Below are 13,815 nucleotides of genomic sequence, written 5' to 3'. Positions count from 1 at the left end.
CCTTTGCGATCCAGAACCGCCGGACCTCGGGGAGGTTCCCCCGACGCCAGCGGATGCTTGCGCCTATCGCCTGACCAACCGGATCCCGCTATAGGCCCAGCGCGCGGCGGGCGGGAAGAAGTTACGATAAGTCAGCCGTGAATGCCCCGGAGGCGTCGCCAGCGAGCCGCCTCGCAGCACGAACTGATTGACCATGAACTTGCCGTTGTACTCGCCGACCGCGCTGTCACTGGCGAAGTAGCCGGGATAGGCGCCATAGGGAGAAGCGGTCCATTGCCACGCCACGTCGTCGCGCTGGCGCAGATCGTGGTTGCGCGCGGCAACTTCCCACTCGGCCTCGCTCGGGAGGCGATGGCCGGTCCAGCGGGCATAGGCATCGGCTTCGTAATAACTCATGTGCAGCGCCGGGGCATCGGGGTCGAGGTCGGCGCGCCCACCCAGCGAGAAGCCGGACCAGATGCCGTCATCCTCGCGCCAGTACAGCGGCGCGGCCCATCCTTCCGCCTCGACGGTCGCCCAACCATCCGAGAGCCACAACTCGGGCCGGCGATAACCGCCATCCGCGATGAACTGCAGGTATTCGCCATTGGTCACCAACTTGTCGGCGATCTCGAAAGGCTCGAGCCAGGCCTTGTGCCGGGGCCCTTCGTTGTCGAAGGCAAAGCCCTCGCCCTCATGTCCAACGGCGACGAGGCCGCCGGGAACAGAAAGCCACTGCGCCGGTTCGGCATCCGGCGCGATCGTGCGGTGAGGATCGTAAGCGGGCTCGATCGGATTGCGACTGAAAGCGTGCTGGATGTCCATCAGGATCAGTTCCTGATGCTGCTGCTCATGGTGCAGACCGAGTTCGAGCAGGTCCTGCCAAGCCGTTTCGGGAACGGCGTCCATCAGCCGCTCCATGCCCGCATCGACATGCCGGCGATAGGAATGGACCTCGTCGAGCGAAGGGCGCGACAGCATGCCGCGCTCGGCCCGCACATGCCGTTCACCCACGCGCACGTAATAGGAATTGAACAGTACCGCGAAGGCCGGATGGAACGGCCGGTAGTCGGGCAGGTGTTCCTGCAGCAGAAAGGTCTCGAAGAACCACGTGGTATGCGCAAGGTGCCACTTCGCCGGGCTGGCATCGGGCATCGACTGCAACTGGCAGTCCTCAGCCGAAAGCGGCGCGGTCAGCGCCTCGGTATGCGATCGCACCGCACGGTAGCGAGCCGTGGCGAACGCGGGTTCGGGCGAAGTCCTCTGCGCGGCACTGCTCATGGTTGCAGAGTATCCGGCATCGCTGCCCAGACGTGAACCCCGAAAATGCCGTCCTCATCGCTCCAGTACGACAGCGGCTCCCATCCCGAAGCGCGTGCCATCAGCCGGGCTTCCTCGGGCGTGTACTTGTGGCTGTTCTCCGTGTGGATCGTTTCGCCAGCTTCCATGGAGAAGGTCCGTCCGGCGACGCGAAAAGTGACAGGCCGCGTTGCGGCAAGATGCATTTCTATACGCCCCAGGGCATCATGCCAGACCGCTCGGTGCTCGAAAGCATCGACCGGGATGTCAGCGTCCAGCTCGCGGTTCATGCGCTCAAGCAGATTGAGATTGAACGCCGCCGTCACGCCCGCGCTGTCGTCGTAGGCCGCTTCCAGCATGCGCGGGTTCTTGCGCGTATCCATGCCGATGACGAGACGCGCACCGTCCCCGAGCTGACCGCGGAACTGGCGCAGGAGATCGAGCGCCCGCGCGTGATCGAAATTGCCGATGGTCGAGCCCGGGAAGAACCCGGTAACCGGACCATCGAATTCGGGCAGCGCCACCTCCTCGGTGAAGTCGCCGGCGAGCGGCACGATTTCCAGATCGGGAACGGTTTGCTTCAACGCCTCCATGCTCTCCAGCAGGAAGTCGCCCGAAATGTCGATCGGGACATAGACCGGCGCTTCGGTCGCTTTCAGCAGGATCGGGGTCTTCGTGGCGGAACCGGCACCAAACTCGACGACAGGGCGCCCGTGCCCCGCGCTGCGCGCAATTTCGCTTGCATGGCGCTTCAGCAGCGCGGCCTCGGTTCGCGTGACATAGTATTCGGGAAGCTGAGTAATCTCCTCGAACAGCGCGGAACCGCGATCGTCGTAGAAGAACCGGGCCGGTATCGTTTTCTGTTTCTGGGACAGTCCGGTTACGGCCGCCTGGCCAAAATCGTCGAGCACTTCGGCCAGTAGTTCAGCCATCGGACACCTCTCTGGTAGCATTCGGTCGCGATCCGCACAGGGTCGGCGGCGCGTCCACCGAAAACCCCGAACCACGTTACGCTTCGCAACAGATCAGTCTGCCGATGGTTCCCTGCCGAGCAGGCCTTGCGGTTTTGCTGGACGGCGATCGATCACGTTCTCCACGCGCCCGTCGAGCATCTCGATCTGGACGTCCGAAGCCTCCGCAATGCCGGGATCGTGCGTCACGCAGGCCACAGCCCGCCCCTGCTCGTGCGCGAGGGCATGGAGCGTCTCGACCACGCGCGCGCTGTTGTGGCTGTCGAGGTTGCCGGTCGGCTCGTCGCCGAGGATGAGGATCGGATCGTTGGCGAGCGCGCGGGCAATCGCCACGCGCTGGCGCTCGCCGCCCGAAAGGCGATCCGGCGTCTTGCCGTGCTTATCCTCAAGTCCCACTCCGGCCAGCAATCCCAAGGCCTGTTCGCGCGCCTGTGCAATCGGGAGGCGGCCGAGCCGCTGTATCGGGAGCATGACGTTCTCCAGCGCGGAAAACTCAGGTAGCAGGAAGTGAAACTGGAAAACGAAGCCAAAGCGCGCCAAGCGGATGCGGGCACGCTCGTCGCCGGAAAGCTGACTGACTTCCCGGCCTTCCACCAGCAATTCGCCTGTCGTCGGGCGATCGATCAGGCCGAGCAGATAGAGCAGCGACGACTTGCCGCAGCCCGAGGGGCCGACGATGGTGGTGAACGCCCCCGGCTCGATTGTCACGTTCACATCGCGCACGAGCACGATCGGCGGATCGCCGGGCAGATTGCGCCCCAGATTTCGCGTTTCCAGAATGGCGCTCATACCGCGCCTCTCAGAATGTCGACCGGATCGACCCGCGATGCCTTCCGCGCGGGCAGCCAGGCTGCGATGGCCCCGGCGAGGAACGAGGCGGTTGCGGCAACGGCGTACTGACGTGGCGACCGGTCGAGCGGAATGCGTTCGATCTCGCCGCCGATGGGAAAGGCCAGCGATCCGAGAATGGACATCAGGATGTACCCGAGGAGCCAGCCGCACAGCACACCGATGAGCGAGAGGATCAGCCCCTCGACCACGAAGATGAACTGCAGATCGCCTTCGGAAAAACCAATCGAGCGCATGATGGCTATATCGCGCCGTTTGTCGGACACGCTGTTCGACACCACCGTGTAGATACCGAAGCTGGCCACCAGCAGGATCGCCGAGACGACCGAATACATGATCACATTGCGGGTCACGAGCAGCGAGAGGAAATCTGCCGAACGTTCCTGCCAGCTCTCCGCCTTGTAGCCAAAGCGCGTCTCCAGCGTCTTCGCGACGGCCTCCGCCGCATAGGGATCGGCCAGCCGCACGCCGATGCGGTTGATGATGAACGGGCGGCCCAGTAGCGACTGCGCCTCGCGCAGCAGAACATAGCCGGTGCCCGAACTGAGCTGGCTCTGACCTTTCTTGAACAGGCCGACGACGCGCATCGAACGCCCGCTGGAGGTGGAAGACGTCGCCGCGACAATGTCGCCCACGCGCACGCCCAACCTGCGGGCCAGATCCTCGCCGATGATGATGCCGCCCTGCGTCGTTTCCAGATCGCGCAGGCGGCCCTCCCGAAGCTGGTCCTCGATCGTGCTGATTTCCGTTTCGATCTCCGGCTCCACGCCGACGATGCCGATGGCCTCGTCATGCCCACCGAGGCGCAGCGTCACGCCGCCGGTCAGGCTGGGCGACGCGATCGCGCCCGGCACGGCATTGGCCGCCGCCATCACCGCCTGCCAGTCCTTGATCCCGCGCACTTCTGTGCGAACCTTGTAGCCGTGAAGCTCCATCGCCCCGTCGCCGAACACGCGCTCGCCCGGTTGCGGCGAGGGACTGCGCAATTCGTCGGAAATTACGATGTGCGGAGCAGCATCGATCAACTGCTCTATGAAGTCGTTCTGACTGCCGACCATCAGCGCCGATACGGCGAGGAAAAAACCGACGCCAACGGCAACGCCACTCACCGCCACCGCCGTCTGCCGTCGACGGCGCGAGAGATGCCGCAAGGCAATCCCGACAAGGAAACGCGTCCGGCCGATCATGTCCTGACCCGGTCACCGTGTTCCAGCCCTTCGGGCGGATGGACAATGATGGATTCCCCTGCCTTGAGGCCGGACAGGACTTCCGTCTTCTCGGTTCCCTCGATGCCGATGCGCACCTCGCGCTGCTCCGCGCGGCCGTTCTGCACGACCCAGACATGGCCGTCGATCACGGCACTTGTCGGCACCAACAGCGCATTCTCGTGCTCGCTGGTGACGATGTTCACTTCCAGCGTCAGACCGAAAGGAAGATCTGCATCGGGTGTCAGTCCTATACGGACGCGAAAAGCGCGCTGCGAGGGATCGCCACCCGGCGTGATCTCCTTGACGTGCCCGCGGATCACCTTGCCCGGAAGAGCGTCGCTGGAAAGCAGCGCGGTCTGACCGACCTGCACCCGCACGATATCGCGCTCGTCTACGGTCGCCGTCACGCGCGCCTGCGCCGGATCGCCCAGTTCGAGCAGCGCCTTGCCGGGGCTAGCGAGATCGCCCGCCTCGACATCGCGCTTGAGAACGACGCCTGAAATGCCCGCCCGCACGGTCATCTGGTCCAGCCGGGCCTTGAGCGCGGAAACCTGCGCCCGTGCTGCCTGTCCGCTGGCGCGCGCTGTTTCGTTGGCCGCGCTCGTCACCCAGCCCTGTTCGAACAGCGTCGCCACCCGGCGTTCGTTCAACGTCCGCGCATGCGCATCGGCCTGAGCCTGGGCGAGCAAGGCCTGCTGTTCCGATGCATCGAGACGGATGAGCGGCTGCCCCTGCGTCACGCGGTCGCCTTCCCGAACCAGCACCGCGTCGACAGGGGCAGTGAGGCGGGACGACACCGTGACGGGATGTTCGGCATCGACGAACCCGGTGGCATAGACCAGTTCGACCGCCGGCCCCCGCGCGACCTTTGTCACGGTTACCTTTTCGCTTGATCCGCCGAGCAGAAACCAGGCTGCCACCGCTGCCACGAGAACGATCAGAATGGCAGACAGGACGATCGATTTGCGCATGAGCGGCAGAAACTCCTTCACGTAGTCCCGATGCGACTACCCTTGCATGGCCGAGCCGTCCTTGACCCGGAACAAGGCATTGGGCCCCGATCCCGGCCTATGCATGAGGCTGGCACATGCGCCCGACGCTTCCCTTGCCATACCCGATTGCGGCACAATACCGACGCTGTTTGTCGTGAATACTGCAGCGGGAGGAGAATTCCATGACCACGATGCGCGCCATGCAACTCGATCGCCCCGGCACACGGCTGCACATGGTCGAGCGCCCTCTCCCCGAGCCCGGCCCCGGACAAGTGCGGATCGCGGTCGCGGCCTGCGGCGTCTGCCGGACCGATCTGCATGTGGTCGACGGCGACATTCACGGCAGCCTCCCTATCGTTCCGGGCCACGAGATCGTCGGAAAGATAGACGCCATGGGCCCCGGCGTCACGGAGTTCACCATGGGGCAACGCGTGGGCGTTCCCTGGCTGGGCCACACCTGCGGCGAATGCTCTTACTGCGCCAGTGCGCGCGAAAACCTGTGCGACGATCCGGTGTTCACCGGCTTCACGCGCGACGGCGGCTTTGCCACGCACTGCGTGGCCGATGCCCATTTCTGCTTTCCGATCCCCGACAGCTTCGACGACATTCACGCCGCCCCGCTGCTCTGCGCCGGGCTTATCGGCTACCGCTCCTATCGCATGGCGGGCGACGCGCCGGTGCTGGGGCTCTACGGCTTCGGCGCCGCCGCGCATATCCTCGCCCAGCTTGCCATCTGGCAGGGCCGCAAGGTCTTCGCCTTCACGCGCGAGGGCGACAGCGCCGCGCAGGACTTCGCCCGCAGTCTGGGCTGCGCCTGGGCCGGGGCCTCCTCGGAACTGCCGCCGGAGCCGATGGATGCGGCGATCATCTTCGCGCCGGTCGGGGCGCTCGTGCCGCAAGCCCTCAGGCACGTGAAGAAAGGCGGCCGCGTGGTCTGCGCCGGCATCCACATGTCGGACATTCCCAGCTTCGCCTATGCGGACCTGTGGGAGGAGCGGCAAATCGTCTCCGTCGCCAATCTGACGCGGCAGGATGGTACGGAGTTTCTGGATCTTGCCGCGCAAGTCCCCATCCGCACGCATGTAAGCCCCTTGCCGCTGGAGGAAGCCAACGAAGCGCTGGACCGACTACGCGCCGGCGAGGTTGAAGGCGCTTTCGTGCTGACGCCCTAACAGGCTTGCGCATCCCGCTTCCTCCCATGCACAATGATGCAAAAGCCCCGGAGAGGATCCCAACATGAAGATCGGCCTCATCTATCCCCAGACCGAACTGGGCGGCGATCCCGTCGCCGTGCGCGAAATCGGTCTTGCCGCAGAAGCCCTCGGTTTCGACCATTTACTGGCCTACGACCACGTGCTTGGCGCCACCCACGACCGCGAGCCGAAACTCAACGGCCCCTACACCGAAAAGCAGCCCTTCCACGATCCGCTGGTCATGTTCGGCTATCTCTCCGCGATCACCCGGCGGATCGGCTTTGCGACCGGCGTCCTGATCCTGCCCCAGCGCCAGACCGCGCTTGTCGCCCGGCAGGCCGCCGATGTCGCCCTGCTTTCCGACGACCGTCTGCGACTGGGCGTCGGGCTCGGCTGGAACTACGTCGAGTACGAAGCGCTCGGTCAGGATTTCGCCAGCCGGGGCAAGCGGGTGAGCGAGCAAGTGGAACTGCTCCGCAAGCTCTGGAGTGAACCGCTCGTAGACTTCACGGGTGCCTTCGACCGCGTGGACCGCGCTGCCCTCAATCCGCGCGCCGCCAGGATCGCGGACGGGTTCATCTGTGCCGACGGGGCTGCCGACGCTTTCGCACAGGCGGCGCGCCTGCGCGACCTGCTCGATCAGGAAGGGCGGGCAAAAGAAGGCTTCGGCCTGCAATGCAACATGCTCAAGGCGAAAAGCCCGGAGCAGGTGGTGGAAACCGCGCTGCGCTGGCACGAGGCCGGTGGCACCCACGCCGCCTTCGCGACGATGGGGCAAGGGATGGAAACCCGCGGCCAGCACCTCGGCTATATCGAGAGCGTCGCCGACGCGCTGCGCAAGGAAGGGATGCTCGAAGGCTAGCAGCCTTCAGCGCGCCTGCCGCAGGCTTTCCGCATTGTCTTCCGGGCTGTAGGGATTGACGATGATGTCCGACTGCAGCTCGAAGCCGCCCGGTATCGTGACCTCCGGCACGATGCGGATGGCCCAGTGGGCATACGATGCTTCCTCGACATGCCGCGAACCGGGCTCCACGACGATGTTGTAGGGCACCCTGCCCACTGCGGCGACCAGCCGCTGCAGCGCGCGCTGCACAACGCCTGCCAGATCCTTCCGCTCCTGTGTTCCCGCATCGAGAAAGTGGGGACTATGCCGCCGGGGAACGATCCATTGCTCGAAGGGTCCGCGGGCAGCGAAAGGCACAAGCACGGCGAAGCTCTCCCCCAGCTCGACGACACGGTCTTCGCTGGCCTCTTCCCGCGCCAGTTCGTCGCAGATCACGCAGCGGCCACAGTCGCGATGGTAGGCCGCAGACCACGCCAGCGCCGCGACAATATGCGGCGAGCGGATCGGCATGCCGATCACCTGCGAATGGGCATGTGCGAGCGAGGCCCCCGCAGTGCTGCCGCGATTGCAGAAGAGGACGACGTCCTCGATCCCGGGAAGTGCCTGCAAGGCTGCGAACCGGCGAAACCATGTGTCGGTCAGTGCTTGCATGTCGGCTCCCGTCAGATCGGGAATGTCCAGATAGTGGCTTGGAGAGATGATGACGACTTCATGCTCGCCATATCCTGCCTCCAGGCAGTCGGCAGGCACGCTCTCGCTCCTCTGCAGTATGGGGTACTTGTTGGGAACAACCCTTGTCGCCCATCCCGGCACCGCCTCGCGCGCCGCTTCCTCGATGATGCGGGGCAGCATGTTTTCGTTGCCGGGGCAGAAAGGACACGATGGATCTTTCGGAGGCAAGGGAGCCACCGCTCCGGCAGACGCAGCCAGATCGCTAGGACGTTTGCCGCGTCCCGGCGCAATCACCGCCCATTGACCGGTTGTACGGTCCTGTCGAAGCGCGTTCATGGTCCCCGGCTCACTTGTGCAAGTCGAAGTGCGCCTCGAACGAGGAAATCAGGTCGAGCCAATCCTCCATCAGGCGGGTCATCAGGAACTTGCTGCGCACCGTCTCGCGCGCCTGCGCGCCAACGGTTGCACGCAGTTCGGGGGCCTTGAGGACACGCACGATCTGCTCTGCCGCATCCTGCACGTTGTCGACGAGAAAGCCGTTCACGCCGTCCTCGATCTGGTGCTTGATCCCGCCAACGTTGCCACCGATCACGACGGCACCTTTCCACATCGCCTCGGTCACCGTCAGACCGAATCCTTCGCGCAGCGACTTCTGCAAAACGACGGCCGCGCGGCGCTGCAAGGCGTTGACGAAGGCCGAGTCCTGAACCGAAAGGATACGGATCCGCTCTTCGCGCGAAGAGCAAAGGGATTCGAAAATCTCCTGCCCTTCCGGATCGTCCGTTGCGATATTGCCGACCAGCACGAGCGTAGCGTCCACTTGCTTGCGCGCGATGTTGAACGCATCGATCACGCCCTGCGGATCCTTCCACTTGTCGAAACGGGATATCTGCACGACCAGCGGCAGGTCGGTTGGGATGTCGTAGTGGCGCAGCCGATCGTCGATCTCGTCCTCGGTCAGGTCCTTGTTGGTGGTCGAAAACGGATTGATGGCCGGCATGATGAAACGCTGCGGCGTGGAGATCTTCTGCGCGTATTCGGGCAGCGAGACCACGACCGCATCGTAGCGCTCGACGAAGCCCGACAGATATTCCCACAGCTTGGGATCCGGCTTGGTCAGGTCGACATGGCAACGCCAGATCCACGGCGCTTTCTTGCGGAAATGATCGATCAGCGGCAGCGGCTGCGGATCGTGCACGATGACCACGTCGTGATCGAGGTGCATGCGCGCCGCGTTCTCGAACACCACCTCTTCGTAGATATCCTGCTTCAGGTCGCTGAAATAGATTTCACCTCCCTGCAGGGCATTGTGCATCCGCTTGGTAACGCTGAAGAAGTCCGGCCGCCCCTGAATGACGCGCCAGCCCGTCCGGATGCCGGCGCCGTTCATCAGCAGTGTCAGCGACGAAAGAATTTCGGCAACCCCGCCGCCATAGTAAGTGGAGTTCACGTTGACGATATGGAGATCGCGGAGCTTTTCGGCCTTGCCCCGGATCCTGTCCGCCGTCTCGCTCCCTATCAACGGCTCGTAGTCATCGATCGACGGGAGAGTAGAATGGTTCGGATTGTCGGCTCTGAAATCCACGCATGTACCTCGCTGCTGTGCAAACTGGATCGGCATCGCGCGGATCAGGGCGCGCACGGAGGGCCTGCCTCGAAGCCTCCGACCAGTCCCGGGGTAGTCGCCCATGGTGCAGGGACACCTTGACGGACGTCAAGCGTAACGGAAAGTCACGGCAAAGTAGGGAGCAAGGTCGGGATCGCCACCAGATTGTCCACATTGGTCAAGTCTGGTCCGATCTTATGAGGCAAGGAGAGCCGGTTGATCACAGCCTATCGGTGTGTTCAACCGGCCTGAACGCGACACAATCGCCACGCCGAAAAGCGGCCAAGGAGAGGAAACATGGAGCCGACCATCCAACAGTTCATCGATCGCGAGGCGATCCGCGATTGCGTGGCCCGCCTGGCCCGCGGTGAGGACCGGCGCAGCGCCGAGCTGATCCGTGGCTGCTGGTGGCCCGAAGCCACGTTCGACTACGGTGTGCACGGCGGTGATTTCGAGACCTATCTCGCGTGGGTCGTTCCTGGCGCACACGCCATCAAGGACACGCAGCACGTACTCGGCCAGACCTACATCGAGCTCAACGGCGACAAGGCCAAGGCGGAAACGCACGTGATTTCCTACCACCGTGTCGACATGGGCGCAGAGAACGGCGGCGAGCGCGACACCTGCATCGGCGGGCGCTATCTCGACAGCTTCGAAAAGCGCGATGGCGAATGGCGCATTGCCGACCGCGTGATGCTCTACGACTGGGAACAGGACTGGGGCGAGGCCGCCGACTGGTCCACGGGGGTGATGGGCTATCCCTTCACCGCAGATCACTTCCCCGGCCGCGCCAAGGGCGACTACAGCGAAAAATGGTTCGCCGGAGACACGAAATGAGCGCGCCTCTCGCTGGAAAAGTTGCCCTCGTTACTGGGGCCAGCCGTGGGATCGGCAAAGGCATTGCGCTGGTGCTCGCCGAACAGGGTGCGACGGTCTACATCACCGGCCGCACCGTGAATGAAGGCGATTACTATCTGCCCGGCACGGTCGGCAGTACCGCTGCCGAGTGCGACGAACGCGGCAAGGAAAGCGGCGGCAAGGGTGTGGCAGTTGCCTGCGACCATGCGGACGACGCAGCCGTCGCCAGGCTGTTCGAGCAGATCGAACGCGAACAGGGCCGTCTCGACATCCTCGTCAACAATGCCTTCCTGCTTTCCGACGACCTGCTTGAACCCAAGGGCTTCTGGGAGAAGCCGCTTTCGAACCTCGAAATGTGGGAAGTGGGCGTAAAGTCCAACTATGTCGCGGCATGGCACGCAGCGAAGATCATGGCGCCGCAGAAATCGGGCCTGATTGTCGCAATCTCGGGCTTTGCCGCGGTGACATACACCTACAGCGTGATCTTCGGCACTTCGAAGTCTGCCGTCGACCGCATGGCCCGCGACATGGCCATCGAGCTCGAGCCGCATAACGTCGCATCGATCACGCTGTGGCAGGGCCTGACTCTCACCGAAAAGGCACAGGACAACCTTGCCAAGATGGGTGAGAAGATGACCAAGTCGATCACCGAAATGCAGGGCAGCTCGGTCGAGCATCCCGGCCGCGTGATCGCCGCCATGGCAGCCGATCCCGACATCATGAAGCGTTCGGGCGGCGAGTTCGTCACCGCCGAACTGGCGGAGGAATATGGCGTGACCGATATCGACGGTCGTACGATCGCTTCGGCACGATCCACGCGCGGCTCCCCCATCTGGAAACCCATCTCGGAGGTCGACTATTGTGGCAAGTGACCGTGAAGCGCGCCTCGACGCGCTGCTCGACAAGCAGGACATTCTGGAATGCCTCGCACGTTTCTCGCGCGGCATGGACCGGTTCGACCGGGAGATCTACCTCTCGGCCTTCTGGGAAGATGGCGAAATGGCCGCAGGGCCTTTCGTGGGCAGTCCGGCGGATTGCTGGGACTGGGCCGTGCCGATGCACGATGCCGGGCAGATCCTCACCCACCACGCCCTGTTGCAGACGACCATCGATCTCGATGGCGATACGGCGCATAGCGAGACTTATTACCAGTTCGTCGGCCGCAACAAGGACGAGAGCCTGTGGATCGCCGGCGGCCGCTACATCGATCGCCTGGAGAAACGCGACGGCGAGTGGCGCATCGCGCTGCGCACCAACATTATCGAATGGGGATGCCTGCCGCCACCGATGCCCATCCCCTTCGCGGACGTGCCCGACATTGCCGTCAACGGCGTCTCCTCGCGCAGCAAGGAAGACCCCTCGTATAAGCGCCCGCTGACCAACAAACGCGCACCGAACAATCCGGCCAAGGCCTGAACCCATGGGCAGCATTTCGGATAAGCTGAAAGACAAGGTCGCGGTCGTAACCGGTGCCAGCCGCGGTATTGGCAAGGGCACGGCCTGCGCGCTCGCAGAGCATGGCGCTACGGTCTACGTCACGGGCCGCACGCTCAATCCGGGCGGCCACACGCTGCCGGGTTCGCTCGAAGAGACCGTCGCCGAAGTCGAAGCGCGCGGCGGCAAGGGCGTGGCCGTGGCCATGGACCTGCTGGACGACGAACAGATCGGCGCCGTCTTCGAACAGGTCCGCCGCGACCAAGGGCGGCTCGACATTCTCGTCAACAACGCCATGGCCATCCCCGACAGCATGACCGAGCGTACCGGCTTCTGGGAAAAGCCGCTCGAGGATGAGTGGCAGGTCTGGGATACCGGCGCACGCGCGGCCTACATCGCCGCTTGGCACGCGGCGCGGATCATGGTGCCGCAAGGCTCGGGCCTGATTGCCGCTCTTTCCGGCTATGTGGGTGTTACCTATACCTACGACGTCGTGTTCGGCACCACCAAGACCGCAACCGACCGCATGATGCGCGACATGGGCCATGAGCTGCGCGATACCGGCGTGAGCGCCGTCTCGCTCTGGCAGGGCTTCACCTACACCGAGCGCGCGACCGAGAACCTCAAGTCCATCCCCGGCATGGCGAACCAGCTCAACAGCGCGGTCGGCTCGTCGCCCGAGTTCCCCGGTCGGGTGATCGCCGCACTCGCCATGGATCCCGAACTCAAGGCCCGCTCCGGCGGTACGTTCATCAATGCCGAACTCGCCACCGAATACGGCGTGACCGACAAGGACGGACGCTCCATCCCCTCTTTGCGCGAAACCCGCGGCGCCCCGCTGTGGGGCCCGGGCGATACCACATGGACCAAGCAATGACCGACACGTCTTCACAACGCCGCTTCGACGACCGCGTCGTCGTCATCACCGGTGGCGCCCGGGGGCTGGGCCGTGCCTATGCCGAACTGGTGGCCTCGCTCGGCGCCAAGGTCGTGATCAACGACAACGGCAGCGCCCTTTCCGGTTCGGGCGGCGACACCGGTCCGGCGGAAGAGGCAGCCCAGGCCCTGCGCGACATGGGCGCCGAGGCCGTGGCCAACACGGACAGCGTCGCCACACCCGAAGGCGGCAAGGCGATCATCGAAACCGCGCTCGATACGTTCGGGAGGATCGACGTGCTGATCCACAACGCGGGCAACAACCGCTTCGCCGCGCTGGCGGAGACGAGCTACGAGGATTTCCGCGCCGTTCTGGACGTCCACCTGCTCGGGGCCTTCCATGTCGTGCGTCCCGCGTTCGAGCGGATGGTCAAGGACGGGTACGGCCGCGTGGTCCTCACCGGATCGATCGGCGGGCTCTACACGATGCCGCAGACGGTGAACTATGCGATGTCGAAGTCCGGCATGATCGGCCTCAACAACACCGTCGCCATCGAGGGCAAGGACTTCGGCGTGAAGTCGAACATCATCCTGCCCGGCGCCGTCACCCGCATGGCCGAAGGGCTCGACATTTCGCAGTATCCACCGATGGGCCCCGACCTCGTCGCACCCGTCGTCGGCTTTCTGGCGCACGAAAGCTGTCCGGTCTCGGGCGAGCTCTATGTCTCCATGGCGGGCCGCATCGCCCGCGCCTTCGTGACCGAGACCAGGGGCGTCTATCAGCCCGAGTGGACCATCGATCAGGTCGCCGATCAGCTCGACGCCATCCGCGACGAGAGCGAACTGTGGACGTTCCACCCGGTAGAGAACGGCTTCGGCGAACACATGGTGAAGAGCTTCGAGATGGTGCAAGCCTGACCGCTCGCTCCCCGCATTGGTACCGAACAGCGCGCCAAACCTGTGACGACCTAGAGCGGTTTTCGACCGTTCTGAATCGGCATGGGATTCCCTTTGGTCACGATTTCTGATTCAGA

At 64.2% G+C, this 13,815-nt stretch carries 14 protein-coding genes; 7 read left to right on the top strand and 7 right to left on the bottom strand.

Annotation, left to right across the window (positions count from 1 at the left end; all coding sequences use genetic code 11):
* Positions 1-63: 63 nt before the first annotated feature.
* The 5 genes from egtB to IEX64_RS20825 form a co-directional block, all read right to left on the bottom strand.
* Positions 64-1,260 (bottom strand): ergothioneine biosynthesis protein EgtB, encoded by a 1,197-nt coding sequence (gene egtB / locus IEX64_RS20845; protein WP_188822887.1) that lies wholly within the window; start codon positions 1,258-1,260, stop codon positions 64-66.
* Positions 1,257-2,210: an L-histidine N(alpha)-methyltransferase gene (egtD, locus tag IEX64_RS20840; RefSeq protein ID WP_188822885.1), complete on the bottom strand. Its 954-nt coding sequence runs from the start codon at positions 2,208-2,210 to the stop codon at positions 1,257-1,259. The genes egtB and egtD overlap by 4 nt, the downstream gene beginning before the upstream one ends.
* Before the next feature lie 93 nt (positions 2,211-2,303).
* Complete coding sequence (locus IEX64_RS20835) at positions 2,304-3,038, bottom strand: ABC transporter ATP-binding protein (protein ID WP_188822883.1); 735 nt, start codon at positions 3,036-3,038, stop codon at positions 2,304-2,306.
* A complete protein-coding gene (locus IEX64_RS20830; RefSeq protein ID WP_188822881.1) occupies positions 3,035-4,285 on the bottom strand; it encodes an ABC transporter permease in 1,251 nt (416 codons plus the stop codon). The genes IEX64_RS20835 and IEX64_RS20830 overlap by 4 nt, the downstream gene beginning before the upstream one ends.
* A complete protein-coding gene (locus IEX64_RS20825; RefSeq protein WP_188822879.1) occupies positions 4,282-5,277 on the bottom strand; it encodes an efflux RND transporter periplasmic adaptor subunit in 996 nt (331 codons plus the stop codon). Before IEX64_RS20825 ends, IEX64_RS20830 begins: the two co-directional genes overlap by 4 nt.
* A 203-nt stretch (positions 5,278-5,480) precedes the next feature.
* On the opposite strand from IEX64_RS20825, the gene IEX64_RS20820 reads away from it, so the two are divergent.
* On the top strand, positions 5,481-6,470 hold the full coding sequence (locus tag IEX64_RS20820) for a zinc-dependent alcohol dehydrogenase family protein (RefSeq protein WP_188822877.1): 990 nt from the start codon (positions 5,481-5,483) through the stop codon (positions 6,468-6,470).
* Positions 6,471-6,534: 64 nt separating this feature from the next.
* Positions 6,535-7,353: a TIGR03619 family F420-dependent LLM class oxidoreductase gene (locus IEX64_RS20815; protein WP_188822875.1), complete on the top strand. Its 819-nt coding sequence runs from the start codon at positions 6,535-6,537 to the stop codon at positions 7,351-7,353.
* 6 nt (positions 7,354-7,359) lie between these two features.
* On the opposite strand, the gene IEX64_RS20810 is transcribed toward IEX64_RS20815, so the two are convergent.
* Positions 7,360-8,343 carry a galactose-1-phosphate uridylyltransferase gene (locus IEX64_RS20810; protein ID WP_188822873.1) on the bottom strand — a complete coding sequence of 328 codons (984 nt, stop codon included), beginning with the start codon at positions 8,341-8,343 and terminating at the stop codon, positions 7,360-7,362.
* 10 nt (positions 8,344-8,353) lie between these two features.
* A complete protein-coding gene (locus IEX64_RS20805; protein WP_229710613.1) occupies positions 8,354-9,649 on the bottom strand; it encodes a glycosyltransferase in 1,296 nt (431 codons plus the stop codon).
* Between the two features lie 261 nt (positions 9,650-9,910).
* Between IEX64_RS20805 and IEX64_RS20800 the strand changes: the two genes are divergently transcribed.
* From IEX64_RS20800 to IEX64_RS20780, 5 genes are read left to right on the top strand one after another with little or no spacing between them, the layout of a single operon-like run.
* Positions 9,911-10,450 carry a nuclear transport factor 2 family protein gene (locus IEX64_RS20800; protein WP_188822870.1) on the top strand — a complete coding sequence of 180 codons (540 nt, stop codon included), beginning with the start codon at positions 9,911-9,913 and terminating at the stop codon, positions 10,448-10,450.
* Entirely contained in the window at positions 10,447-11,343 is an 897-nt protein-coding gene (locus tag IEX64_RS20795) for an SDR family NAD(P)-dependent oxidoreductase (RefSeq protein WP_188822868.1), read from the top strand. Before IEX64_RS20800 ends, IEX64_RS20795 begins: the two co-directional genes overlap by 4 nt.
* Positions 11,333-11,887 carry a nuclear transport factor 2 family protein gene (locus tag IEX64_RS20790; RefSeq protein WP_188822866.1) on the top strand — a complete coding sequence of 185 codons (555 nt, stop codon included), beginning with the start codon at positions 11,333-11,335 and terminating at the stop codon, positions 11,885-11,887. The genes IEX64_RS20795 and IEX64_RS20790 overlap by 11 nt, the downstream gene beginning before the upstream one ends.
* Positions 11,888-11,891: 4 nt before the next feature.
* Complete coding sequence (locus tag IEX64_RS20785) at positions 11,892-12,782, top strand: SDR family NAD(P)-dependent oxidoreductase (protein ID WP_188822863.1); 891 nt, start codon at positions 11,892-11,894, stop codon at positions 12,780-12,782.
* A complete protein-coding gene (locus IEX64_RS20780; RefSeq protein WP_229710612.1) occupies positions 12,767-13,699 on the top strand; it encodes an SDR family NAD(P)-dependent oxidoreductase in 933 nt (310 codons plus the stop codon). The genes IEX64_RS20785 and IEX64_RS20780 overlap by 16 nt, the downstream gene beginning before the upstream one ends.
* Positions 13,700-13,815: the final 116 nt, after the last annotated feature.

Source organism: Novosphingobium indicum, from assembly GCF_014645195.1.
In the GTDB taxonomy this organism is placed as follows: Bacteria; Pseudomonadota; Alphaproteobacteria; order Sphingomonadales; family Sphingomonadaceae; genus Novosphingobium; species Novosphingobium indicum.
Note: the sequence above shows the minus strand (reverse complement) of the source record. Positions and strands in the feature narration are given on the sequence as shown.

Coding starts and splice junctions, on each gene's coding strand:
- IEX64_RS20800 (WP_188822870.1), top strand. CDS start 9,911: ATGGAGCCGACCATCCAACAGTTCATCGATCGCGAGGCGATCCGCGAT.
- IEX64_RS20820 (WP_188822877.1), top strand. CDS start 5,481: ATGACCACGATGCGCGCCATGCAACTCGATCGCCCCGGCACACGGCTG.
- IEX64_RS20780 (WP_229710612.1), top strand. CDS start 12,767: ATGGACCAAGCAATGACCGACACGTCTTCACAACGCCGCTTCGACGAC.
- IEX64_RS20795 (WP_188822868.1), top strand. CDS start 10,447: ATGAGCGCGCCTCTCGCTGGAAAAGTTGCCCTCGTTACTGGGGCCAGC.
- egtD (WP_188822885.1), bottom strand. CDS start 2,210: ATGGCTGAACTACTGGCCGAAGTGCTCGACGATTTTGGCCAGGCGGCC.
- IEX64_RS20835 (WP_188822883.1), bottom strand. CDS start 3,038: ATGAGCGCCATTCTGGAAACGCGAAATCTGGGGCGCAATCTGCCCGGC.
- egtB (WP_188822887.1), bottom strand. CDS start 1,260: ATGAGCAGTGCCGCGCAGAGGACTTCGCCCGAACCCGCGTTCGCCACG.
- IEX64_RS20815 (WP_188822875.1), top strand. CDS start 6,535: ATGAAGATCGGCCTCATCTATCCCCAGACCGAACTGGGCGGCGATCCC.
- IEX64_RS20830 (WP_188822881.1), bottom strand. CDS start 4,285: ATGATCGGCCGGACGCGTTTCCTTGTCGGGATTGCCTTGCGGCATCTC.
- IEX64_RS20810 (WP_188822873.1), bottom strand. CDS start 8,343: ATGAACGCGCTTCGACAGGACCGTACAACCGGTCAATGGGCGGTGATT.
- IEX64_RS20825 (WP_188822879.1), bottom strand. CDS start 5,277: ATGCGCAAATCGATCGTCCTGTCTGCCATTCTGATCGTTCTCGTGGCA.
- IEX64_RS20785 (WP_188822863.1), top strand. CDS start 11,892: ATGGGCAGCATTTCGGATAAGCTGAAAGACAAGGTCGCGGTCGTAACC.